The sequence below is a fragment of the Streptomyces sp. NPDC045701 genome (genome assembly GCF_056432045.1).
On record NZ_JBWKJV010000021.1, the window covers coordinates 1 to 21,527 of the forward strand.

Annotated in this window: 22 protein-coding genes; 8 read left to right on the forward strand and 14 right to left on the reverse strand. The window is 73.2% G+C overall.

Annotation, left to right across the window (positions count from 1 at the left end; translation table 11 throughout):
- Positions 1–100: 100 nt before the first annotated feature.
- Positions 101–1,594 carry a PepSY-associated TM helix domain-containing protein gene (locus AC07DW_RS21490; protein WP_478859275.1) on the forward strand — a complete coding sequence of 498 codons (1,494 nt, stop codon included), beginning with the start codon at positions 101–103 and terminating at the stop codon, positions 1,592–1,594.
- Positions 1,595–1,598: 4 nt separating this feature from the next.
- Here the strand turns inward: AC07DW_RS21490 and AC07DW_RS21495 are convergent, their stop codons facing one another.
- The 3 genes from AC07DW_RS21495 to glnII all read right to left on the reverse strand — a co-directional run bounded on the left by AC07DW_RS21495 (position 1,599) and on the right by glnII (position 4,508).
- Positions 1,599–2,162 carry a winged helix-turn-helix domain-containing protein gene (locus AC07DW_RS21495; protein WP_478859276.1) on the reverse strand — a complete coding sequence of 188 codons (564 nt, stop codon included), beginning with the start codon at positions 2,160–2,162 and terminating at the stop codon, positions 1,599–1,601.
- A gap of 280 nt (positions 2,163–2,442) precedes the next feature.
- Positions 2,443–3,354 (reverse strand): DUF6891 domain-containing protein, encoded by a 912-nt coding sequence (locus AC07DW_RS21500; protein WP_478859277.1) that lies wholly within the window; start codon positions 3,352–3,354, stop codon positions 2,443–2,445.
- A 116-nt stretch (positions 3,355–3,470) separates the two neighbouring features.
- Positions 3,471–4,508, reverse strand: a complete 1,038-nt coding sequence (gene glnII / locus AC07DW_RS21505) for a glutamine synthetase (RefSeq protein WP_478859278.1) — start codon at positions 4,506–4,508, stop codon at positions 3,471–3,473.
- 169 nt (positions 4,509–4,677) lie between these two features.
- On the opposite strand from glnII, the gene AC07DW_RS21510 reads away from it, so the two are divergent.
- A complete protein-coding gene (locus AC07DW_RS21510; protein ID WP_478859279.1) occupies positions 4,678–5,583 on the forward strand; it encodes a Gfo/Idh/MocA family protein in 906 nt (301 codons plus the stop codon).
- 63 nt (positions 5,584–5,646) lie between these two features.
- Here the strand turns inward: AC07DW_RS21510 and AC07DW_RS21515 are convergent, their stop codons facing one another.
- Both AC07DW_RS21515 and AC07DW_RS21520 read right to left on the reverse strand, forming a co-directional pair.
- Positions 5,647–6,312: an RlpA-like double-psi beta-barrel domain-containing protein gene (locus AC07DW_RS21515; RefSeq protein WP_478859280.1), complete on the reverse strand. Its 666-nt coding sequence runs from the start codon at positions 6,310–6,312 to the stop codon at positions 5,647–5,649.
- Between the two features lie 127 nt (positions 6,313–6,439).
- On the reverse strand, positions 6,440–6,802 hold the full coding sequence (locus AC07DW_RS21520) for an arsenate reductase family protein (RefSeq protein WP_478859281.1): 363 nt from the start codon (positions 6,800–6,802) through the stop codon (positions 6,440–6,442).
- A 134-nt stretch (positions 6,803–6,936) separates the two neighbouring features.
- Between AC07DW_RS21520 and AC07DW_RS21525 the strand changes: the two genes are divergently transcribed.
- A complete protein-coding gene (locus tag AC07DW_RS21525) occupies positions 6,937–7,212 on the forward strand; it encodes a hypothetical protein (RefSeq protein WP_478859282.1) in 276 nt (91 codons plus the stop codon).
- A 222-nt stretch (positions 7,213–7,434) separates the two neighbouring features.
- A complete protein-coding gene (locus AC07DW_RS21530) occupies positions 7,435–8,616 on the forward strand; it encodes a winged helix DNA-binding domain-containing protein (protein WP_478859283.1) in 1,182 nt (393 codons plus the stop codon).
- Between the two features lie 123 nt (positions 8,617–8,739).
- On the opposite strand, the gene glnA is transcribed toward AC07DW_RS21530, so the two are convergent.
- Positions 8,740–10,149: a type I glutamate--ammonia ligase gene (glnA, locus tag AC07DW_RS21535; RefSeq protein WP_478859284.1), complete on the reverse strand. Its 1,410-nt coding sequence runs from the start codon at positions 10,147–10,149 to the stop codon at positions 8,740–8,742.
- Positions 10,150–10,358: 209 nt separating this feature from the next.
- Here glnA and AC07DW_RS21540 point away from each other — a divergent pair, with 209 nt between their 5' ends.
- Entirely contained in the window at positions 10,359–10,826 is a 468-nt protein-coding gene (locus AC07DW_RS21540; protein ID WP_478859285.1) for an RDD family protein, read from the forward strand.
- 118 nt (positions 10,827–10,944) lie between these two features.
- On the opposite strand, the gene AC07DW_RS21545 is transcribed toward AC07DW_RS21540, so the two are convergent.
- The 4 genes from AC07DW_RS21545 to lipB all read right to left on the reverse strand — a co-directional run bounded on the left by AC07DW_RS21545 (position 10,945) and on the right by lipB (position 14,091).
- On the reverse strand, positions 10,945–11,652 hold the full coding sequence (locus AC07DW_RS21545) for a DUF4191 domain-containing protein (protein ID WP_478859286.1): 708 nt from the start codon (positions 11,650–11,652) through the stop codon (positions 10,945–10,947).
- 10 nt (positions 11,653–11,662) lie between these two features.
- Positions 11,663–11,944, reverse strand: coding sequence for an SCO2195 family GlnR-regulated protein (locus tag AC07DW_RS21550; RefSeq protein ID WP_478859287.1), 282 nt, complete (start codon positions 11,942–11,944; stop codon positions 11,663–11,665).
- Between the two features lie 247 nt (positions 11,945–12,191).
- Positions 12,192–13,145, reverse strand: coding sequence for a lipoyl synthase (gene lipA / locus AC07DW_RS21555; protein ID WP_478859288.1), 954 nt, complete (start codon positions 13,143–13,145; stop codon positions 12,192–12,194).
- Between the two features lie 133 nt (positions 13,146–13,278).
- Positions 13,279–14,091, reverse strand: coding sequence for a lipoyl(octanoyl) transferase LipB (gene lipB, locus AC07DW_RS21560; protein ID WP_478859289.1), 813 nt, complete (start codon positions 14,089–14,091; stop codon positions 13,279–13,281).
- Positions 14,092–14,350: 259 nt separating this feature from the next.
- Here lipB and AC07DW_RS21565 point away from each other — a divergent pair, with 259 nt between their 5' ends.
- Positions 14,351–15,838 (forward strand): regulator, encoded by a 1,488-nt coding sequence (locus AC07DW_RS21565; protein ID WP_478859290.1) that lies wholly within the window; start codon positions 14,351–14,353, stop codon positions 15,836–15,838.
- Positions 15,839–15,913: 75 nt separating this feature from the next.
- Here AC07DW_RS21565 and AC07DW_RS21570 read toward each other — a convergent pair whose 3' ends face one another.
- Complete coding sequence (locus AC07DW_RS21570; RefSeq protein ID WP_478859291.1) at positions 15,914–17,185, reverse strand: NAD(P)/FAD-dependent oxidoreductase; 1,272 nt, start codon at positions 17,183–17,185, stop codon at positions 15,914–15,916.
- 292 nt (positions 17,186–17,477) lie between these two features.
- Positions 17,478–18,419, reverse strand: coding sequence for a TIGR01777 family oxidoreductase (locus AC07DW_RS21575; protein WP_478859292.1), 942 nt, complete (start codon positions 18,417–18,419; stop codon positions 17,478–17,480).
- 33 nt (positions 18,420–18,452) lie between these two features.
- Here AC07DW_RS21575 and AC07DW_RS21580 point away from each other — a divergent pair, with 33 nt between their 5' ends.
- On the forward strand, positions 18,453–18,947 hold the full coding sequence (locus AC07DW_RS21580; protein ID WP_478859293.1) for an N-acetyltransferase family protein: 495 nt from the start codon (positions 18,453–18,455) through the stop codon (positions 18,945–18,947).
- On the opposite strand, the gene AC07DW_RS21585 is transcribed toward AC07DW_RS21580, so the two are convergent.
- Positions 18,948–19,466 carry a DUF4240 domain-containing protein gene (locus AC07DW_RS21585; RefSeq protein ID WP_189548451.1) on the reverse strand — a complete coding sequence of 173 codons (519 nt, stop codon included), beginning with the start codon at positions 19,464–19,466 and terminating at the stop codon, positions 18,948–18,950. It abuts the gene before it with no gap.
- Between the two features lie 98 nt (positions 19,467–19,564).
- Between AC07DW_RS21585 and AC07DW_RS21590 the strand changes: the two genes are divergently transcribed.
- Positions 19,565–20,497, forward strand: a complete 933-nt coding sequence (locus AC07DW_RS21590; RefSeq protein ID WP_478859294.1) for an SDR family oxidoreductase — start codon at positions 19,565–19,567, stop codon at positions 20,495–20,497.
- Between the two features lie 29 nt (positions 20,498–20,526).
- On the opposite strand, the gene AC07DW_RS21595 is transcribed toward AC07DW_RS21590, so the two are convergent.
- On the reverse strand, positions 20,527–21,492 hold the full coding sequence (locus tag AC07DW_RS21595; RefSeq protein WP_478859295.1) for a helix-turn-helix transcriptional regulator: 966 nt from the start codon (positions 21,490–21,492) through the stop codon (positions 20,527–20,529).
- Positions 21,493–21,527 lie beyond the last annotated feature (35 nt).

Below are 21,527 nucleotides of genomic sequence, written 5' to 3' on the forward strand. Positions count from 1 at the left end.
TGGTCACTCTGGCGAAGACTCAGCCAGACACGCGCCCGCAACAGTCACTACAAACAACGCGGACACACTCCCTAACTGTGATTGCAGTACTAGGACAGTCATGGCCCTTGACGACCGCGCGACGGCCGTACCGGCGGACAGCGCCGCCCGAACCACCCTCGCTGACACCACCCCCGTCGAAACCGCCACCTCCGCCGAGGCCACTCCCACCCCCACCGGCGCCGGATCCACCTGGAGCGCCCTGCGCCCCCTGTTCCTCCGCCTCCACTTCTACGCGGGCCTCCTGATAGCCCCGCTCCTGCTGGTCGCCGCCACCACCGGCCTGCTGTACGCCCTGTCCTTCCAGGCGGAGGAGATCGTCTACCGCCATGAGCTCCAGGTCCCGGCCGGCGACCGGGTCCTCCCGCTCTCCGCCCAGGTCGACGCCGCCCGCGCGGCCCACCCGGACGGCACCGTGACCGCCGTCTGGCCCTCACCGGAGGACGGCGCCACCACCCGCGTCCTGATGACGAGCCCGGCGGTCGAGGAGGGCAAGTCCCTCGCGGTCTTCGTCGACCCGTACACCGCCGAAGTGCGCGGTGACCTGCCCAGCTACGGCAGCTCCGGCGCCCTCCCGCTGCGCACCTGGCTCTCCGAGTTCCACGCGAACCTCCGGCTCGGGGAACCCGGCCGCCACTACAGCGAGATGGCCGCGAGCTGGATGTGGATCGTCGCCCTCGGCGGCCTCGCCCTGTGGGTGGGCCGCAGGCGCGCCGCCAAGCGCGCCCTGTTCCTCCCCGAGCGCGGCCCCAGGTCCCGCCGCCGCACCCTGTCCTGGCACGGGTCGGTCGGCCTGTGGGCGGTGACCGGTCTCGTCGTCCTCTCCGCCACCGGACTGACCTGGTCCCGGTACGCGGGCGAGAACATCGACGCGATCCAGACCCGGCTCGGCGGCGCCACCCCCACCGTCTCCGCCGCCCTCGACCGCGCCGCCGCCGGCACGGGCGCCGGACACGAGGGCCACGGCGCCGGCCACCACACCGCCCCCGCCCCGAAGGGTCCGGACATCGGCATCGACCGGGCGGTCGAGGCCGCCCGCGACGCCGGGGTGTCCGGCCGGATCGCCGTGACCCTGCCGACCGAGGGCCAGGGGTACGTGGTCAAGGAGACCGACACCCAGTACCCCGTGCACCTGGACGCGGTGGCGCTCGACCCGGCCGACGGCACGGTGGTCGACGAACTGCGCTTCGCCGACCACCCCGTGCTCGCCAAACTGACCCGCTTCGGCATCGACGCCCACATGGGCGTCCTGTTCGGGCTCGCCAACCAGCTTGTCCTTGCGGCCCTCATGGTCGTGCTCCTCCTCCTCATCGTCTGGGGCTACCGGATGTGGTGGCTGCGCCGGCCGACGAAGGAACGGAGGCTGAGCGCCGGCCGGCCCGTGCCGCGCGGCGCCTGGCGCAAGGTGCCCGTGACGCTGCTCCTTCCCCTGGCCGCCGCGACGGCGCTGGTGGGCTGGTTCGTGCCGTTGTTCGGCATCGGCCTACTGGTGTTCCTCGCGGTGGACCTGACCCTGGGCCGGGTGGCCCGGGCCCGGACGCGCCCGTCCGGCTAGCGGTTCACGGCGCGTACTTGTAGCCGACCCGCCGCACGGTCTGGATCGTGTGGCGGTGCTCGGCGCCCAGCTTGCGCCGCAGCCGGGCGACGTGGACGTCGACGGTCCGCCCGTCGCCCACGTGGCCGTACCCCCACACGGTCGTCACCAACTGGTCGCGGGTGTGCACCCGGTGGGGGTTCGCCACCAGGTGCGCCAGCAGCTCGAACTCCAGGTACGTCAGGTCCAGCGGCCGCCCGTCCACCTGGGCGGTGCGCCGGGCGCCGTCGATCGTCACGGGACCCCCGCCCGCCGTGGCACCCGCCCCGGCCGCGTGCTGCTCGGCGGGGACCAGCACCAGGTAGCCGACCATGGGCGGCTGCCCCGGCAGCGACGGCACGCTCTGCGGCGGCGCGGGCACCCAGGTGGCACCCGGCGGAAGGAAGTCGGCGACGTCGACACCGCCGGGCAGGAGGACGGGCGCGTCGCTCTCGTCGACGGCGCGCAGCCGGTGGCGGCCGGCCGCAGGCGCCGGAGCGGGCACGGTGGAGACGGGGACAACGGCGGAGAGGGTACGGGTGTTCGCCATGATGAGGTCAGCTTTCGCGCGAAGGGACGGAGAAGTACGTCACACGCGCGCCGGCCGAAGGCCTGTCCGGCTGTCGAGGCGGGGTGCCGAAAGGCGTTAGAGGGCCGACGCGTTCGTCGCGCGGCAACACACCCGGTCGAAGTCGTGGTGCTGACGGGACGGCCAGAACGGCTGGAGGTCGCAGCGACCCGTCGCGGTGTTCTGAAGGCTGGCCATGCCCTTATTGAAGCAGATGCCGGCGCACGGCACCCGCCTTCCCGGCAACCGGAACGGTCCGGTCTCACGGCAGCCGCTTGCGCCAGTCCAGCCCGGTCACCACGATCGCCCGCTCCGGCGATCCGTCCCAGTCCACCGTCAACCCCTGCTCGCCCAGCGCCGCGACGACCTCCCGGCCGACGGCGGCCGTCGTCGCCGCGGAGCCGTCGACCCCCCCGTACAGCAGGTGCAGCCCGTGCCCGGCCGCGGCGCCCTCGGTGCACTGCGTGTGGAAGAAGACGAAGCCGCGCGAACTCCCGTCCCCTTCCGCGCCCATCTCCGACAACCCGCACGTGCGGCAGCAGGTGAAGTTCTCCCGCGCGACAACTCCCCGCGCGTCGAGCGCGGCGAAGGCCAGGGAAAGGCGCTCCGGGTCCGTGGTCCCCTCCCAGCGGGCCTGTTCCGCCAGCCGCTCCCGCCACAACCGGTCCACCAGCACGCGCGCCTGGGCGGGTGACACCGGCCGGTCGTCCCCGCTCACCAGCCACTCCTCCGCGGCCTCGGCGAGCCGTGCCCGGTTCGCGTACCCGCACACGAGCAGCCGGCGCACGTGCTCCTCGACCCGCTCGCGTATCTCCGCACCGAGCACCGGCACCGGCTCGGGCAGTGGCAGGCCGACGCCTCGCCAGGCCAGCCCGGCGTCCCAGCCGTTCTCCCGCCGGGCCCAGCGCACCATGCACGCCGCCACCCGCCCGGCGTCCGCCTGCTCCGCCATGAAGTGCCGCTCGGGCGACCCGTCGCGGTGTTCGAGCTGGTAACCGGCACCGTCCTCGTGCCACACCTGGATGAAGACGTCCGGTTCGTCCGGTATCCGCTGAGCCACCACGAAGCGGTCGCCGTCCGCGCCGATGCGCCGCACGAGGTCCTCGAGCCGCTCCGCCGGGACGTGGGCGCACTCCTCGCCGTGCTTCTCCGTCTCCACCCTGATCGCGAGCATGGGCCCACTGTGGCAGACACCACTGACAGCGAAGGAGAGACGAAGGGACGGAGAGACGGGCGGAGGGCGCCCACCGCGAAACGGTGAGCGCCCTCCGGCCGCGGCGACGCGGCGGATCAGACCTGGCCGGCCTTCTCCAGCGCGGAGCAGCAGGTGTCCACCAGCAGGCGGGTCACCGTGTACGGGTCGACGTTCGCGTTGGGACGGCGGTCCTCGATGTAGCCCTTGCCGTCCTTCTCCACCTGCCACGGGATGCGGACCGAGGCACCGCGGTCGGAGACGCCGTAGCTGTACTCGTTCCACGGGGCGGTCTCGTGCAGACCGGTCAGGCGGTCGTCGATGCCGGCGCCGTAGTTCTTGACGTGGTCCATCGGCTTGGAGCCCTCACCCAGCGCCTCGCACGCGGTGATGATCGCGTCGTAGCCCTCGCGCATCGCCTTGGTGGAGAAGTTGGTGTGCGCGCCGGCGCCGTTCCAGTCGCCCTTGACCGGCTTGGGGTCGAGGGTGGCGGAGATGTCGTAGTCCTCGGCGGTGCGGTAGAGCAGCCAGCGGGCGATCCACAGCTGGTCCGAGACCTCCAGTGGCGCCAGCGGGCCGACCTGGAACTCCCACTGGCCGGGCATGACCTCGGCGTTGATGCCGGAGATGCCCAGGCCCGCCTTCAGGCAGTTCTCCAGGTGCGCCTCGACGACGTCACGGCCGAAGATCTCGTCGGAACCGACGCCGCAGTAGTAGCCGCCCTGCGCGGCGGGGAAGCCGCCCTCGGGGAAGCCGAGCGGGCGGGAACCCTTGAAGAAGGTGTACTCCTGCTCGATGCCGAAGATCGGCTCCTGCCCGGCGAACCGTTCCGCCACCTCGGCCAGCGCGGCGCGCGTGTTCGACGCGTGCGGCGTCATGTCCGTGTTGAGGACCTCGCACAGGACGAGGATGTCGTCACCGCCGCGGATCGGGTCGGGGCAGGAGAAGACCGGCTTCAGCACGCGGTCGGAGGCGTGGCCCTCGGCCTGGTTGGTGCTGGACCCGTCGAAGCCCCAGATGGGCAGGTCGGCGACGCCGGTGGGGGCGGAGCCGATCAGTATCTTCGTCTTCGAGCGCAGCTTGGCGGTCGGCTCGGTGCCGTCGATCCAGATGTACTCAGCCTTGATGGTGGTCACGGGGGCCTCATCCTTTGCGGGTGCAGCGGTATGCCGCGCAGCTTCGCAATACGGGATTTCCCGACCGTTGCCCGTATGTGAACCCCGTGTTACTCAGGTTTCCCGTGTTTCGCGCGGCCTCTGTGCGCCCGCCCGGTGTGATGGTCGTACAGCGGGCACACTGGCGGACATGAACAGCAAGCCGCGCATCGGACTCCTCGGCACCGGCCCCTGGGCGGGCCGCACCCACGCCCCCGCGCTCGCCGCGCATCCGGGGATCACCTTCAGCGGGGTGTGGGGCAGGCGCCCGGAAGCGGCCGCCGCCCTGGCCGCCGCCCACGGGACGACGGCATACGACGACGTGGACGCGCTGCTGGCGGCCAGCGACGCCGTCGCGTTCGCCCTGCCGCCGGACGTGCAGGCCCCGCTCGCCGCGCGGGCCGCGGCGGCCGGCTGCCACCTGCTGCTCGACAAGCCGGTCGCCACGAGCGTGGCCGGCGCGCGCGAGGTGGCGGAGGCGGCCGGCCGGGCCGGGGTGGCGTCCGTCGTCTTCTGCACGCTCCGGTTCGCCTCCGGGACCGCCCCGTGGGTCGAGGAGCAGGCGGCTCGCGGCGGCTGGTACCTGGGGCAGGCGCACTGGCTGGGCGCCCTGTTCTCACCCGGGTCGACGAGCGCGTACGCCGCGTCGCCCTGGCGCAAGGAGAAGGGCGGGCTGTGGGACGTGGGCCCGCACGTGCTGTCGGTGCTGCTGCCGGTGCTCGGGGACGTGGTGGGGATCACGTCGGCCGTCGCGGGCATGGGAGACGCCCGGCACCTGGTGCTGCGGCACGCGTCGGGCGCGGACAGCACGGTGACCCTGAGCCTGAGCGCCCCGGTGGGGGCCTCATACGCGGGCATCACGCTGTACGGCGACCACGGGCGGGCGGTGATGCCGTCGTGGGCGGACGCGGTCGGGTCGTTCGGGGCGGCGGTGGACGCCCTGCTGGCGGCGGTGCGGAGCGGCGAGGCGCACCCCTGCGACGTACGGTTCGGGCTGCGCGTGACGGAGATCCTGGCGGAGGCGGAGGCGGAGGCGGAGGCCCGGGCCGGGGCGTGAGCGGAGGCGCGGCTCGCCGACTGGGCCGCGCCTCCTGTCCCGGGGGTGCGGGGCGGTGCCCCGTCAGCCGACGCGCTCGATGCGCGCCTTGCGGATCAGGAACTTGCCGGGCTCGCGGACCTGCTCGAACGCCGCGTTGTTGAGCAGGGCGCAGCTGCCTGAGGTGGAGGTGACCTCGACGGTCGTGGACTTGTCGTTGTCGAGGTTGGTCACCTTCAGCTTCGTACCGGGCGGGAACTGGTTGCTGGAGGCGGCGGGAGCCCCGCCTTCACCGGAGAGGGTGACGGTCGACCCGGGGCAGACCACCTCGCCGACCTTACCGCCCCCCTGCTGCCCCTGGCCCTGTCCGTTGCCCCGACCCTTCCCCTGTCCGGCGCCCTGACCTTGTCCGGCACCTTGGCCCTGTCCGTTGCCCTGGCCCGCGCCGCCGCCCGCGTCGCCCTGCGCGCCGCCCTGGCCCACCTCGCACCCGGCGGCCTCCTGCTGGCGCTCGATCTGCTCGATGACCGCCCGGCGGTTGGCGATCCGGGCCTCCGACTGCGCGTCCGGGGCGGCCCGCTGTCCGGCGATGAACTTCTCGTTGTTGCTCAGCGCCGTGGCCAGACCGTCGCAGGCGACCGACGCCTGGCTGGTCCCGGTCATCACGATCGCCGTGCCGCCGGCGATCGCCGCCGCGCCGACGAGCAGGGCGAGCTTCTTCTTCCCGCTGAGCGTCCTCTTGCGTGACACGTAGGGGCTCCTGTCCCCGGCCGCTCGGGGGCGGACGGCCGGATCGTTCGGTGTGCCCCTACGTACGGCCGACGCGGCGGATCCGCTCAACTCCCGCCCGGATCAACGCGATCCGCGCGTTCCCCCGTCACGACCGGCCGAGCGCGTCCCGTACCGCCTCGTCCGTCCGCGCCACGACCGCCGTACCGTCGTCCGCCGTGATGATCGGCCGCTGGATCAGCTTCGGGTGTTCCGTCAGCGCCGTGATCCAGCGCTCGCGCGAACCGGCCTCGCGCGGCCAGTCCTTCAGCCCCAGCTCCCTGGCGTCGGGTTCCTGGGTACGGGTGATGTCCCACGGCTCCAGACCGAGGCGGGCGAGCACGTCCCGGATCTCGTCGGCGGACGGGACGTCCTCCAGGTAGCGGCGGACCGTGTAGTCGGCGCCCTCCTCGTCCAGCAGGTGCAGGGCGCCACGGCACTTGGAACACGCGGGGTTGATCCAGATCTCCATGCCCGTCACCGTACCGCTCATGGCGGCTCAAAGCCGTGCTGGCCAGGGCCGATTGTCAGTGGGCGGCGGTAAAATCGACGTAGTTCGTGAGGGCCCGGGGGAGGGTCCACACACCGCGCACCAGGAGGTCGCCGATGGCCGTAGCCGCACTCACGACACTGCCCCTCGAACCCTTCAAGCCCCTGAGGAAGAAGCCGCTTCCGGCGGGCCGGCCCCGCGAGTGGTACGTGTCCCACAACCGCCGCCTGAAGGCCATGCGGCTCGCGATCGCCCTGCTCGACTCGGGCGTCTACCACCCGTCGAAGGCCGACAACGAGACGATACGGAGCACGGCGGAGCGCATCGGCATCCACCCGCCGTCCGACATCACCTGCCGGATGGTCCGGGCGCTGATCCCCAGCAGCCGCTGAGCACCACCCGTGCCCGCCGCCCCTCGCCGGGCGGCGGGCACGGGCCCAAGCCGCCGGGCCGGCGGCTCGGCACGGGCGGGCGTCGGCCGTCCGCCGCTGCCTCGCCCGCCCGCCCCGTGCAGCACCACCGCGGTCGCACCCGCCCTGCCATCGTGATCCCGCACCACGACGCCGACCCGTTCTCCGTCGCACTCCACCGCGTCCGTGGATACGTTCTCGACCATGCCGATCCCACGCCCCCGCATCACCGACGAAGAGCGCCGGAGCCTCGTCGCCGTCCGCCACCACCTCGCCCCCGCCGCCCGCGCGGCCACGGTCGAGCAGGTGGCGCTGTCCCTCACCGCCCTCCACGGCACCGACCCCGCCACGGTCCACCTCGCCGCGGGCGCCCGGCTGGCCGACCCGGCGGGTCCGGTGGCCGCCATGGAACGGGCGCTGTACGAGGACCGCACCCTGGTCCGCATGCACGGCATGCGCCACACGGTCTTCGTCGTGCCCGCCGCCCTCGCGCCCGTCGTCCAGGCGTCCACCACCCACGCCGTCGCCGCCCGGGAACGCGCCACGCTGCTCAAGCAGTTGGCAGCGGGCAGCACCCTCGACGCGGAGTGGCTCGCGGACGTCGAGCGGTCGGTCCTCGAAGCCCTGGCCCGGCGCGGCGAGGCCACCGCCGCCGAACTGGCCGAGGACGAACCGCGGCTGCGCGAGCAGTTCGTCTACGCCCCCGGGACGAGCTACGAGCAGCGCCAGACCGTCTCCAGCCGGCTGCTGCGCCTGCTCGGCACCGAGGCCCGTGTCGTCCGGGGCCGCCCGCTCGGCTCCTGGACCTCCGGCCAGTTCCGTTGGGCGCTCGCCCCCGCGCTTCCCGGCCTCCCGCCCGCCGAGGCCCGGGCGACGCTCACCCGCGCCTGGCTCGCCTCCCACGGCCCGGCGACCGAGGCGGACCTGAAGTGGTGGACGGGCTGGAAGGTCACCGACGTACGCGAGGCACTCGCGGCGGTCGGCGCCGTCCCCGTGGACCTCGACGACGGCACCACCGGACACGTCCTGCCCGGTGACACCGGTCCGGTCGAATCCCCGGCCCCCTGGGCGGCCTTCCTCCCCGCCCTCGATCCCACGCCGATGGGTTGGCAGGCCCGCGACTGGTTCCTCCCTACCGCCCACCGCGCCGCCCTCTTCGACCGCAGCGGCAACATCGGTCCCACCGTCTGGTGGAACGGCCGCGTCATCGGCGGCTGGGCCGTGCGCCCCGGCGGCGAACCGGTCTGGCGCCTCCTGGACCCCGACCCCGGCCGCGAGGCCCGCGCCGCGATCGAGGCCGAAGCGGCCCGCCTCCACTCCTGGCTGGCCCCCACCCGCGTCACCCCCCGCTTCCGCACCCCCCTGGAACGCGAACTCTCCGCCTGACCCGCCCGGCCCGGCCCGATACGAGAAAAGGCCGCCGGCCGTGCCTTCCGGTGAGGGAAGGACACGGCCGACGGCCCACGCACGGCCCGGGGGAGCGGACACCCGCTCCGGCCCGCGGCGGTCCTAGATGTCGAAGTACAGCTCGAACTCGTGCGGGTGCGGACGCAGCTGGATCGGGGCGATCTCGTTGGTGCGCTTGTAGTCGATCCACGTCTCGATCAGGTCGGACGTGAAGACGCCACCCGCCTGGAGGTACTCGTTGTCCTCCTCCAGCGCCTCCAGGACGGCCGGGAGGGAGGTCGGGACCTGCGGGACGCCCGCGTGCTCCTCGGGGGCGAGCTCGTAGAGGTCCTTGTCGATCGGCTCGGCCGGCTCGATCTTGTTCTTGACGCCGTCGAGGCCGGCGAGGAGCAGCGCCGAGAAGGCGAGGTACGGGTTCGAGGACGGGTCCGGGGCGCGGAACTCGACGCGCTTGGCCTTCGGGTTCGAGCCCGTGATCGGGATGCGCATCGCGGCGGAGCGGTTGCGCTGCGAGTAGACCAGGTTGACCGGGGCCTCGAAGCCGGGGACCAGGCGGTGGTAGGAGTTCACCGTCGGGTTGGTGAAGGCCAGCAGCGACGGGGCGTGCTTGAGGATGCCGCCGATGTAGTAGCGGGCGGTGTCCGAGAGGCCCGCGTAACCCTGCTCGTCGTAGAAGAGCGGGGAGCCGCCCTGCCACAGGGACTGGTGGACGTGCATGCCGGAGCCGTTGTCACCGAAGATCGGCTTGGGCATGAAGGTCGCGGTCTTGCCGTTGCGCCAGGCGACGTTCTTCACGATGTACTTGAAGAGCATCAGGTCGTCGGCCGCGGCGAGCAGCGTGTTGAACTTGTAGTTGATCTCGGCCTGGCCGGCGGTGCCGACCTCGTGGTGCTGGCGCTCGACCTGGAGGCCGACCCGCTCCAGCTCCAGGGAGATCTCCGAACGCAGGTCGGCGAAGTGGTCGACCGGCGGGGCCGGGAAGTAGCCGCCCTTGTAGCGGACCTTGTAGCCGCGGTTGTCCTCGACCGCACCGGTGTTCCAGGCGCCGGCCTCGGAGTCGATGTGGTAGAAGCCCTCGTTGGCCGCGGTGTTGAAGCGGACCGAGTCGAAGACGTAGAACTCCGCCTCGGGGCCGAAGTAGGCGGTGTCCGCGATGCCGGTGGAGGCGAGGTAGGCCTCGGCCTTCTTGGCGATGTTGCGCGGGTCGCGGCTGTACTGCTCGCCCGTGATCGGGTCGTGGATGAAGAAGTTGATGTTCAGCGTCTTGTCACGGCGGAACGGGTCCAGGCGCGCCGTCGACAGGTCCGCGCGCAGCGCCATGTCGGACTCGTGGATCGCCTGGAAGCCGCGGATCGACGAGCCGTCGAACGCCAGCTCCTCCGTCGGGTCGAACGCCGTGGCCGGAATCGTGAAGTGCTGCATCACGCCGGGAAGGTCGCAGAAGCGGACGTCGATCATCTTGACGTCGTTGTCCGCGATGTACTTCTTGACGTCGTCGGCGTTCTGGAACATCCAACTCCTCCTACTCCCACCCGGGGGAGGGCGGGGTTGCAGCTCGGTCGTGCGGCCAGTGCGGTGGCACACGCTGGTTCCGACCCTAGGGACGGAGGATTTCTCAAGCGTGACCCATTTGTTTCGACCAAGTTAACCGGAGCGCCTGCCCGGGTGCCCGGCCGGACCCGGGTCGAAGTGATCGAAAGCGGGCACAGTACCGTGGTCGGGTGGACAACAGGCAAGCAATCGGATCGTGGCTCTCCGGGCCGCGCGCGGCCGCCGAGGACATGGGTGCCGACTTCGGCCACCGGGGCGAACGGCTCGGGCTGCCGCAGGAGGGGCCCGGCTCCATGGCCCCGCTGGGACGCCGCTTCGGCGCCCTGTTCCTGGACTGGACGCTGTGCATGGTGATCGCATACGGCCTGATCGCGCCCGGTGACCAGGCGGCGGCGGGCAACTGGGCCGTGGCCGTGCTGTTCGTACTCAACGTGCTCACCGTCGGCACGGTCGGCAGCACTCCCGGTAAGCGGCTGCTCGGGCTGCGCGTCATCTCCGTCGACGGGGAGCGGCTGGGTTTCGGGTGGGTGGCCGTCCGCAGCGCGCTGCTGTGCCTGGCCGTCCCGGCGCTCATCTGGGACCGCGACGGCCGCGGGCTGCACGACCGGCTCTCCCGCGCCGTGCAGGTGCGGATCTGACGGGCGCGCGGACGACGCGGAAGACGGGCGCGCGAGGACGACGAGAAGGGGCGCCCCACCGTCACGGTGGGGCGCCCCTTCTGCGTACACGCGCGGCGGTGGCGCGTGCCGCGTACGCCTAGCGCATCTTGCCGCCGCGCGGCATCCGCATGCCCTTGGGCATCGGGCCCTTCGGCAGCGGCATGTTGCTCATCAGGTCGCCCATCGCCCGCAGCCGGTCGTTGGCGGCGGTCACCTGCGCGCCCGAGAGCACCCGCGGCAGCTTCAGCATGGTCGTACGGACCTTCTTCAGCGGCACCTGGCCCTCGCCGTTGCCGACGATGATGTCGTGCACCGGTACGTCCACGACGATGCGGGCCATCTTCTTCTTCTCGGCCGCCAGCAGCGTCTTGAGCCGGTTCGGGTTGCCCTCGGCGACCAGCACGATGCCGGCCTTGCCGACCGCGCGGTGCACCACGTCCTGGTTGCGGTTCATCGCCACCGCCGGGGTGGTCGTCCAGCCGCGGCCCACGTTCTGCAGGACGGCGGCCGCCGCGCCGGGCTGGCCCTCCATCTGCCCGAAGGCCGCCCGCTCGGCGCGGCGCCCGAAGACGATCGCCATCGCGAGGAAGGCCAGCAGGAAGCCCAGGATGCCCAGGTAAACGGGATGCCCGATCAGGAAGCCGATCGCGAGGAGGACGCCGAAGACGACGATTCCCACGCCCGCGACGACAAGACCGACCTTCGGATCGGCCTTTCGGGTCATCTTGTACGTCAAGGCGATCTGCTTCAGTCGCCCCGGGTTCGCAGCGGCGTCACCGCTGTCTGATGTTGCCTTCCTCGCCATGCTGTGAAGTTTACGTGGCCCGGGAAGCGCGACCGGCCACCGCCTCCAGTACGTGCTGGGCCTCCACCCGGTCCCTGGCCCGGCGCCGGTCCTCCAGGACGGAGGTCCAGGCGTTGCGGCGGGCGGTCCGCTGACCGCCGCCGAGGAGCAGCGACTCCACGGCGCGCAGCGCGTCGGTGACGCCCGGGAGGGCGTTGGCCCGGAGCTCGTGCACGTCGTCGGGCGCGGGGCGCGTACGGCCCGCCTGGGCCGCCGTGGGTGCCGTGCGTACCTGCTGGGTCGGGGCCTGCATGTCGGGGGTCCTCCCTGGGAGCGGGTTCTGCGGGAGTGGGGGTCGTACGCCGCGCACCGCGCGCGGCGGCGCGTGCGCGGTGCGTACAAGCATCGTCACAGATCGGTGTTACCAGGGCGTGACCGACCGGTCAAACGCCGGTGAAGCCCCGGGGCGGCCCCCGGACACCGGCGCGGCCCGCGCACGCCCCTCACCTGGGAGGCGTGCGCGGGCCGCGGAGACATTCCCGTACGGCTTGTGCGCCGATTCACACGGCGGCCTGGCTCCGCCGCTCCATCGCCTGCTGGAAGAGGCGGCCGGCCCGGTAGGAGGAGCGGACCAGCGGGCCCGACATCACACCGGAGAAGCCGATCTCGTCGGCCTCCTCCTTCAGCTCCACGAACTCCTGCGGCTTGACCCACCGCTCCACCGGGTGGTGGCGGACCGAGGGGCGCAGGTACTGGGTGATGGTGATGAGTTCGCAGCCCGCGTCGTGCAGGTGCTGGAGCGCCTCGCTGACCTCCTCGCGGGTCTCGCCCATGCCGAGGATCAGGTTGGACTTGGTCACCAGGCCGGCCTCCCGGGCCTTGGTGATGACCTCCAGCGAACGCTCGTAGCGGAAGCCGGGGCGGATCCGCTTGAAGATTCGCGGCACCGTCTCGACGTTGTGCGCCAGCACCTCGGGGCGCGAGGAGAAGACCTCGGCGAGCTGCTCGGGCACGGCGTTGAAGTCGGGGATCAGGAGCTCGACCTTGGTGTGGCCGCCCTCGCGGCCGGCCGTCAGGGCGTGGATCTGCCGAACGGTCTCCGCGTACAGCCAGGCGCCGCCGTCCTCCAGGTCGTCGCGCGCGACGCCGGTGATCGTGGCGTAGTTCAGATCCATCGCGACGACCGACTCGCCCACGCGGCGCGGCTCGTCCCGGTCCAGCGCCTGCGGCTTGCCGGTGTCGATCTGGCAGAAGTCGCAGCGGCGGGTGCACTGGTCACCGCCGATGAGGAAGGTCGCCTCGCGGTCCTCCCAGCACTCGAAGATGTTGGGACAGCCCGCCTCCTGGCAGACCGTGTGCAGGCCCTCGCTCTTCACGAGCTTCTGGAGCTGGTTGTACTCGGGCCCCATCTTCGCCCGGGTCTTGATCCACTCGGGCTTGCGCTCGATGGGGGTCTGGCTGTTCCGGACCTCCAGGCGCAGCATCTTGCGTCCGTCGGGTGCGACTGCGGACACGGCTGGCTCCTACGGCTTCGATTCCTCGGCGAACACCAGGGTACGCCCGATAAAAGTGTGGCCTTCTCGGCGGCGTCGTTACGCCTGGCCAACCTCTGGCCCAGAGGGTGCATTCCCGGCGCGCAGACATCCCCTAGGCGGTCGCCACGGGCTCCGCGTCGCGGCCGGTCTCGCGGGGCCTGAGCGCCGCGTTCTCCAGCACGTCGCGCAGGTGCCGCTCCACCACCGGCAGCACCTCGGCGATCGTCACCTCCCGGCCCAGCTCCTCCGAGAGCGAGGCCACGCCCGCGTCCCGGATGCCGCACGGGACGATCCGGTCGAACCAGGTGTTGTCCGGGTTCACGTTGAGCGCGAAGCCGTGCATCGTGACGCCCTTGGCCACCCGGATCCCGATGGCCGCCAGCTTCCGGTCCTCGCGGCGCTGGCCGGCGTTGGACGGGGCGTACTCGGGGCCGTTGAGCCGCGGGTCGAACTCCTCGTCGTGCAGGCGCGGGTCGAAGTCCAGCGAGAGGCCGCCCACGGACGGGCGCTGTTCCACCGGGTCGCCCAGCACCCACACACCGCTGCGGCCCTCGACGCGCGAGGTCTCCAGGCCGAAGTCCGCCGCCGTGCGGATCAGAGCCTCCTCGAGGCGCCGCACGTGCGCGACCACGTCCACCGGCCGCGGAAGCTTCATGATCGGGTAGCCGACGAGCTGGCCGGGGCCGTGCCACGTGATCTTGCCGCCGCGGTCGACGTCGATGACCGGCGTGCCGTCCAGGGGGCGCTCGCTGTCCTCCGTACGCCGCCCGGCGGTGTACACCGGCGGGTGCTCCAGCAGCAGGCAGGTGTCGGGGACCTCGTCCGCGAACCGGGCGGCGTGGACCTCGCGCTGCATGTCCCACGCCCGCTGGTACTCGACCGCCTCCGCGCCGAAGCCCGCATGGACGAATCGCAGCTCACTCACGGCAACGCCTCCCTAGAACCTTGCAGAGTGCATTCATCGCGCCCCACGCCACTGTACGGCGGCACCGGTCGCCGCGGACGGGCAGGTGCGCCCCGGGCGCAGCGCCGGGGCCGCCCGTCAGCAGCGCCCTCAATCCTCACACGATCGGATGAATCTGGGGCGAAGGTGGCGGTATGGACGTCGATGGCAGTTAAATTCGCGCCGTTCCAAGGGGGTCTGCACCCCGGCCCATAAGGCAAGGCAGGAGACCGCACAGCCGATGACGGATCGCCCCCCGCAGCGCACCCCCAACCGCCAGCTCGCCGCCCTCATCGCCGAAGCCGGGTTCTCCCACGCCGGCCTGGCCAGACGCGTGGACCAGCTCGGCCTCGAACACGGCCTCGACCTCCGGTACGACAAGACGTCGGTGACCCGCTGGCTGCGCGGCCAGCAACCGCGCGGCACCACCCCGGCGCTGATCGCCGAGGTCTTCACCCGCCGCCTCGGCCGACGGCTGTCCGCCCAGGACCTCGGCCTGGACGCCTGCGCACCGGTGTACGCCGGACTCGAATTCGCGGCCACCCCCGAGGAGGCCGTCGACATCGTCAGCGGCCTGTGGCGCAAGGACTCCGGCAGCCACGCCGAACTCCGCAAGATCGCCTTCACCCCGGCCGGACTCGTCGTCCCCAGCCGCGACTGGCTGATCGGCCGCGCCGACGAACGCGTGGGACGCGGCGAGCCCCCGCACCCGGCCGAGCCCCGTGTCCCCGCCCAGGGCCGCGCCCCGGCCGTGTCCCTCGCCGGCCCCGCCCACGTCTCCGTACCGCGCCAGCGCTCCACCGACCGCGGGCCCGGGCAGCGCGTCACCGGCGGGGACGTCGCCGCCCTCCGGTCGGTCGGCGAGCTGTTCCGCACCCTCGACCACGCGTACGGCGGCGGGCACGCCCGCCAGGCCCTCGTCCGGTACCTGGAGCACGAGGCCGAGCCGATGCTGCGCGGCGTGTACGGCGAGACGGTCGGACGCCGGCTCTTCGGCGCGGCCGCCGACCTGACCCGGCTGGCCGGCTGGACCTCGTACGACATCGCCGCGCACGGCCTCGCCCAGCGGTACTTCGTCCAGGCCCTGCGGCTCTCGCAGGTCGCGGGCGACCGCGCCTACGGCTCGTACGTGCTGATCACCATGAGCCGCCAGGCCGTCTACCTCGGCCACGGCCGCGAGGCCGTGCAACTCGCGCGCGTCGCCCAGCAGGGCGTCGGCTCCTCCGCGCCGCCCGTCGTCCAGGCGATGCTGCACTCCGTCGAGGCGCGCGGCCACGCCGTCCTCGGCGAGGTGCGGGCGTGCACCTCCTCCCTCATCCGGGCCGAACGGGCGCTGGACGCCGCCCGGCCCGGCGACGACGTGCCGTACTGGGCGCGGTACTTCGACGAGGCGCAGCTCGCCGACGACTTCGGCCACTGCCACCGCGACCTCCAGCAGTACCGGGCCGCCGCGCAGCACGCGGAGCGGTCCCTCCAGCTGCGCGCGCCCGCCTTCGCGCGCAGCAGGCTCTTCTGCCGGATCGTCCTCGCCACCGCCCGCCTGGGCCTGGGCGAACTGGACCAGGCGTGCGCGCTCGGCGCGGAGGCCGCCCACCAGGCCTCCGAGATGCGCTCGGCCCGCGCGGTGGAGTACGTGCGCGACTTCGAGCGTCGACTGGAGCCCTACCGGGACGCGACCGCGGTCCGGAACTATCGGGACCGGGTGGGGGTCATCGGCCAGCCGGGCTAGGGAGCGTCAGGAAACCGCCGGCGTCCGTCCGAAGGGCGGGGCGTCGCGGGCCGGGCGAGACTTTCCGGACACGATCTAGGCGGCCGCCCGCAGAGGGGGCGCCGTGTACGCGGACGGGACACCGAGGTCGCGCAGGACCGCGTCCGCCGCGCGGCGGCCCGACCGGTACGCGCCCTGCACGGTGCTGGTGTCGCGGTGGTCGCCGCACACGTACAGCCCGCCCAGCAGCCGCACCGGCCGCTGCGGATCGTGCGGCGGCGGCATCGCCGGCACGGCCTCCGGATCGTGGTGGACGGCCAGCAGCTGCCAGTCACCGGTGCCCGTGCCGTACAGCGCCGCCAGCTGCCCGCGCACCCGCTCGTCCAGCCGGTCGGGCGGAGCGCCCAGGACCGTCGAGCTGATCAGCACCCGGCCGTGCGGCGCGCGCGACGGGTCGACCTCGCTCATCACGGCCGAGTGCGACACCGGACCCGTCCGGTCGGCGTCCAGGACCAGTGCCGCGTCCGGCAGCGGGGTGACGGGCGCGGTGTGGTGCAGGACCGTCACGGGGTGGAAGCCCGGCACGCGCAGCCCCGGCAGCAGCTCGGCGGCCGCCCGGGCGCCGGTCGCCACGATCAGGGAACGGCAGCTCAGCTCGCCGTGCTCGGCGGTGACGACCTTGTTGATCGACGCGTCCTTGACGTGGACCCCGGTCTTCACGGTGCCGGCCGGCAGCGTCGCCGCGAGCCGCTCCGGGAGCGCGGAGGCACCGCCCGCCGGGACGCACAGCCGGCCCCGGGCGAAGTCCCGCAGGGCCAGGTCGGCGCAGTGGCTGGACGTCGTCAGGTCCGGGTCGGAGAGCAGCGCCGCCAGCAGCGGGCGGACGAACCCGCTGACGGTACGCGCCGGCAGGCCGCGCCCCGCCAGCGCGTCCGCCGCCGGGCGCTCGGGGCGGGCCAGCAGCCGGGCGTCGCCGGTCGCGGCGAGCCGCCCCAGCGCGGCGCTCAGCCGTGCCTGGTCCAGCGGGCGGGGCGTGCTCGCCAGGGCCCGCGCCCTGGCCCAGCGGGCCGCGCTCCTGCCCACCTCGCCGGTGCGGTGCAGCCGGCCGTCGCTGTGCACCAGGACACCCGGCTGGAAGAGCCGCAGGTCGGTGCCGCCGAGGCCGGGGTACGAGGTGCTGAGCAACTGGCCGGTCCGGTCGAGCCGGAACCCGTCGATCTGCTCGGTGGTCATACGGCCGCCGATGTGGGCAGCGGCCTCCAGAACGCTTACGGTCACTCCCGCGCTGGTCAGCCGATGAGCCGCGGAGAGTCCCGCGATTCCGGCTCCTACGATGACGACGTCCGCGTGGCGTGCGTGCTCGAGCACGTGTCCCTCCCCGGGGTGGCGGTTCGGTGCGTGGGGGGCTCATGCCCTTAACAGGGCGGAGGAATACCCGCGTTCGGTCTCCGAGCGTACGTGCGAGGAGTGGGCCCGGTCACACGCGCGCGTGGGGGGTCACCGAAGCACCGGGGGTAGCACGCGGCCGGAACCGTTCCCGGTGGCTGTGCCCCCGGTCACCCGCCCCCGGGCACCCCCCCGCCTCCGACCCCGTCACCCCTCCCGCCGGCGGCAGCACCCCGGTCCCGCCACGGAGCGGCACCCAACGGTGCCGTACCGCCTACCGGCCACCCGTGACGGGCCGACCGCCCGGGGGCTGGGCCGCCGAAGCGATGGCGGTGTCGATGGTGGGGAACGCGAAGCGGAAGCCGGAGTCCAGGAGGCGGGACGGGAGCACGCGCTGGCTGCCGAGGACGTCGGACGCGAAGTCCCCCAGCGCGATCCGCAGCGCCGGGGCGGGCACGCGCAGGAACGCGGGACGGCGCAGCACGCGGCTCATCGCGGCGGTGACCTCCCGGTTGGTGACCGGGTCCGGGGCGGTGAGGTTCACCGGGCCGGCCAGGGACCCGGTGTCGAGGATGTGCCGCAGCGCGGCCACCTCGTCGTGCAGGGAGATGAAGCTCCAGTACTGCTCACCGTCGCCGAGCCGGCCGCCGAGCCCCGCGCGGAAGAGCGGGAACAGCCGTCCCCACGCGCCGCCCTCGCGGGCCACCACCAGGCCCGTACGGGCGTACGCGACCCGGATGCCCGCCTCCTCCGCGGCCGCCGCGGCGCCCTCCCACTCGACGCACACGGACGGCAGGAAACCGTCCCCCGCGGGTGCCGTCTCGTCGACCGCCCGCGCCCCGGTGTCGCCGTAGTAGCCGAGCGCCGTCCCGCACAGCAGCACCTTCGGCGGGGTGTCCAGGGAGGCGACGGCCTCAGCGATCGCCGCCGTCCCGAGCACCCGGCTGTCCCGGATCTCCCGCTTGTAGGCCTCGTTCCAGCGCCGCTCGCCGACGCCCGCGCCCGCGAGGTGGACGACCGCGTCGCAGCCGGCGAGCCCGGCCGCGTCCACGTACTGCCGCTTGGGGTCCCACCGGACCTCGTCGCCGCCCCGCGCGGGCCGCCGCACCAGCCGGACCACCTCGTGGCCGTCCGCGCGCAGCGAGCGGACCAGGGCCGAACCGATCAGGCCGGTGGAGCCGGTGACCGCGATGCGGGCGATACCAGAACGTGTCATGGCCCCATCCTCCACCGTGGCACAGTGTCGGGCATGATCACCCCGCACATACGTTTGGCGCGGCCCGAGGACGACGCCGCCCTCGGTCAGCTCGACCGCGACACCTGGTCACCGCTGCACGCCGTGCAGCCGCGGCCGCAACCGCCGTACGACCCGTTCTTCGACTCCACGCACCGCCCGGAGGACTTCCTGGTGGCCGAGGACGAGGACGGCCGCCCCGCCGGGTACCTCCGCCTCGTGCCGCCCACGCGGCTCGCCTGCAACCGGCACGTGCGGCAGATCCAGGGCCTCGCCGTCGCCGGCCGGGCGCGCGGGCGCGGCATCGCACGGGCCCTGCTGCGCGCGGCGTTCGACGAGGCCACCCGCCAGGGCGCCACCCGCATCACCCTGCGCGTACTCGGCCACAACGAGCCCGCGCGCTCGCTCTACGCCTCGGAGGGCTTCGTCGTCGAAGGCGTCCTGCCGGGGGAGTTCTTCCTGGACGGGCGGTACGTCGACGACGTCCTCATGGGCCGCCGTCTCACCTGATCACACCCCGAAACGGTCCCAGAGCCGGGGGAAGCGCTCCTCCAGCGCCGCGTCGTCGTCGAAGTCGAACGGCGTGCCCTCCGGCTCCGGGGCCTGCGGCGGGATGCCCAGGTCCGGTGCGACGGCACCCGTGAGCTGCTCGTACGCCTCGTCCGCCGCGTACCCCAGCTCCTCGCCGTCCCCGTCGATCTCCTCGTCGAAGTCGTCCAGCAGCTCGGCGAGCGAGTCAGGGTCGTGCACCGCCCCCTCGAACACCTCCCGGCCCTGGCCGATCAGCCAGCAGCGGAAGTAGTCGAACGCGTCGTCGCTCGCGCCGCCCAGCAGGACGGCGGCCGCGCCCCACAGGTCCCAGGTGTACGCGCGGTTGTAGCGGGCCTCGAAGTGCCGGGCGAAGTCCAGCACGGAGTCGGGGTCGAGCTGCAGCAACCGTTCCACCAGCAGCTCGGCGTGGTCCTCCGGGTCGCCCTCGGCGGCCTCGCGGGTCGTGTCGATGATCGCCCAGAACTCCGTCTCGTCCATCACGGGACAAGCATCCTGGCTCGCGGGTGACCGTGCACGTGGAGCGGCCGAAATGAAACCGGACAGAGGATGTCGTCTTTGCCGGGCACTGTGGTCGTATGACGAACGACTCGACGCACAGCACGCCCCTGACCGGCACGATCGCGCTCGTCGCGGGCGCCACCCGCGGCGCCGGCCGGGCCATCGCCGTACAGCTCGGCGCGGCCGGAGCCACCGTGTACGTCACCGGCCGCACCACCCGGACCGGCGCCAGTGAGGTGGGCCGGCCGACCGAGACCATCGAGGAGACCGCCGAGCTGGTCACCGCCGCGGGCGGCGAGGGCATCGCCGTCCCGGTCGACCATCTCGTACCCGACCGGGTCCGCGCGCTGGTCGCCCGGATCGACGAGGAGCGGGGACGGCTCGACGTGCTGGTCAACAGCCTGTGGGGCGGCGACCACCTCATCCCGTGGGGCAAGAAGATGTGGGAGACGGACCTCGACCAGGGCATGCGGATGCTGGAGCTCGGGGTGCGCAGCCACGTCATCACCAGCAGCTGCGCGCTGCCGCTGCTCATCCGCAACCCGGGCGGACTGGTCGTCGAGATGACGGACGGGACGGCCGAGTACAACACGCGGTTCCGCGAGAACTTCTACTTCGACCTCGCCAAGAACGCCCCGCTGCGCATGGCCTTCAGCCTGGGCGAGGACCTCAAGGAGGTGGGCGGCACGGCGGTCGCCCTCAGCCCCGGCTACCTCCGCTCCGAGATGATGCTCGACCTCTACGGCGTGACGGAGGAGAACTGGCGCGACGCCGTCACGAAGGAGCCGCACTTCGCGATCGCCGAGTCGCCCGCGTACGTCGGCCGGGCCGTCGCCGCGCTCGCCGCCGACCCGGACCGGCACCGGTGGAACGGCCGGTCGCTGTCCAGCGGGCAGCTCGCCAAGGTGTACGGCTTCACCGACACCGACGGGTCGCGGCCCGACGGCTGGGCGTACTTCATCGACGTCGTGCACGGGGGGAAGCACGCGACCGCCGACGACTACCGGTGAGGGGCCGCTCCCGGTGACCACCGGGAGGGTCACCGGTACCGCCGTGCCATCCGGTCCGCCGCCTCCGCGAACAGCGCCCGCAGCGACTGAGGCCCCAGCACCTCCGCCTCCGGCCCCAGACGCAGGAGCTGGCCGTAGGCGACCTCCTCCGACTCCACCGGCAGGGTCACCGTCACCCGGCCCTCCGCGTCCGGCGGGCCGGCCGCCTCCAGCGCCTCGCGGGCGGCGGCCCGGTCCGTGACGTACGGCAGGTCCCGCGCCCCGGCCGCCGTGACCCGCACGACCACCTCCGTACGCAGGATCGAGCGGGCGAAGTCGGCCGCCCGCTCCTCCCAGAACGCCGGCAGGTCGAAGTCCTCGTCCCGCACGAAACGGCCGTCGGCGAGCGTGACGGCGGTGAACCGGTCCACCCGGTACACCCGGAACGAACCGCCCGCGCGGGCGCACAAGTACCAGACACCCGCCTTCAGCACGAGCCCGTACGGGTCCAGCTCGCGCTCCACCTCGGCGTCCCGGCGCCGGTAGCGGGCCACCACCGGCCGGTCGTCCCAGACCGCCTCCGCGACCACCGGCAGCAGCCGGGGCGTCTCCGGCTCCTGGTACCAGCCCGGGGCGTCCAGGTGGAACCGCTGCGCCGCCGAGGAGGGCGCGTCCCGCAGCGACGGCAGCAGCGCGGCCGACACCTTCAGGCGGGCGGCCGACGCCGCGTCCTCCAGGCCCATCTCACGCAGCGCGCCCGGCACCCCGGACAGGAACAGCGCCTCCGCCTCGCTGCGCGCGAGGCCGGTCAGCCGCGTCCGGTAGCCGCCGATCAGCCGGTAGCCGCCCGCCCGGCCCCGGTCCGCGTACACGGGCACCCCGGCCTCCGAGAGCGCCTGCGCGTCGCGGGTGACGGTGCGCTCGGAGACCTCCAGCTCGCGGGCCAGCTCGGCGGCCGTCATGGAGGGGCGGGACTGGAGCAGGAGCACCATTCTGATCAGCCTGGCAGCGCGCATGCACGCCATGATGCAGCAGTCCCCCCGCGCCTTCA

Bases quoted from the DNA above. Each gene is read 5' to 3' on its own strand.
- AC07DW_RS21490 (WP_478859275.1), top strand. From the start codon at position 101: ATGGCCCTTGACGACCGCGCGACGGCCGTACCGGCGGACAGCGCCGCC.
- AC07DW_RS21495 (WP_478859276.1), bottom strand. From the start codon at position 2,162: ATGGCGAACACCCGTACCCTCTCCGCCGTTGTCCCCGTCTCCACCGTG.
- AC07DW_RS21500 (WP_478859277.1), bottom strand. From the start codon at position 3,354: ATGCTCGCGATCAGGGTGGAGACGGAGAAGCACGGCGAGGAGTGCGCC.
- AC07DW_RS21510 (WP_478859279.1), top strand. From the start codon at position 4,678: ATGAACAGCAAGCCGCGCATCGGACTCCTCGGCACCGGCCCCTGGGCG.
- AC07DW_RS21520 (WP_478859281.1), bottom strand. From the start codon at position 6,802: ATGGAGATCTGGATCAACCCCGCGTGTTCCAAGTGCCGTGGCGCCCTG.
- AC07DW_RS21525 (WP_478859282.1), top strand. From the start codon at position 6,937: ATGGCCGTAGCCGCACTCACGACACTGCCCCTCGAACCCTTCAAGCCC.
- AC07DW_RS21530 (WP_478859283.1), top strand. From the start codon at position 7,435: ATGCCGATCCCACGCCCCCGCATCACCGACGAAGAGCGCCGGAGCCTC.
- glnA (WP_478859284.1), bottom strand. From the start codon at position 10,149: ATGTTCCAGAACGCCGACGACGTCAAGAAGTACATCGCGGACAACGAC.
- AC07DW_RS21545 (WP_478859286.1), bottom strand. From the start codon at position 11,652: ATGGCGAGGAAGGCAACATCAGACAGCGGTGACGCCGCTGCGAACCCG.
- AC07DW_RS21550 (WP_478859287.1), bottom strand. From the start codon at position 11,944: ATGCAGGCCCCGACCCAGCAGGTACGCACGGCACCCACGGCGGCCCAG.
- AC07DW_RS21565 (WP_478859290.1), top strand. From the start codon at position 14,351: ATGACGGATCGCCCCCCGCAGCGCACCCCCAACCGCCAGCTCGCCGCC.
- AC07DW_RS21575 (WP_478859292.1), bottom strand. From the start codon at position 18,419: ATGACACGTTCTGGTATCGCCCGCATCGCGGTCACCGGCTCCACCGGC.
- AC07DW_RS21580 (WP_478859293.1), top strand. From the start codon at position 18,453: ATGATCACCCCGCACATACGTTTGGCGCGGCCCGAGGACGACGCCGCC.
- AC07DW_RS21585 (WP_189548451.1), bottom strand. From the start codon at position 19,466: ATGGACGAGACGGAGTTCTGGGCGATCATCGACACGACCCGCGAGGCC.
- AC07DW_RS21590 (WP_478859294.1), top strand. From the start codon at position 19,565: ATGACGAACGACTCGACGCACAGCACGCCCCTGACCGGCACGATCGCG.
- AC07DW_RS21595 (WP_478859295.1), bottom strand. From the start codon at position 21,492: ATGCGCGCTGCCAGGCTGATCAGAATGGTGCTCCTGCTCCAGTCCCGC.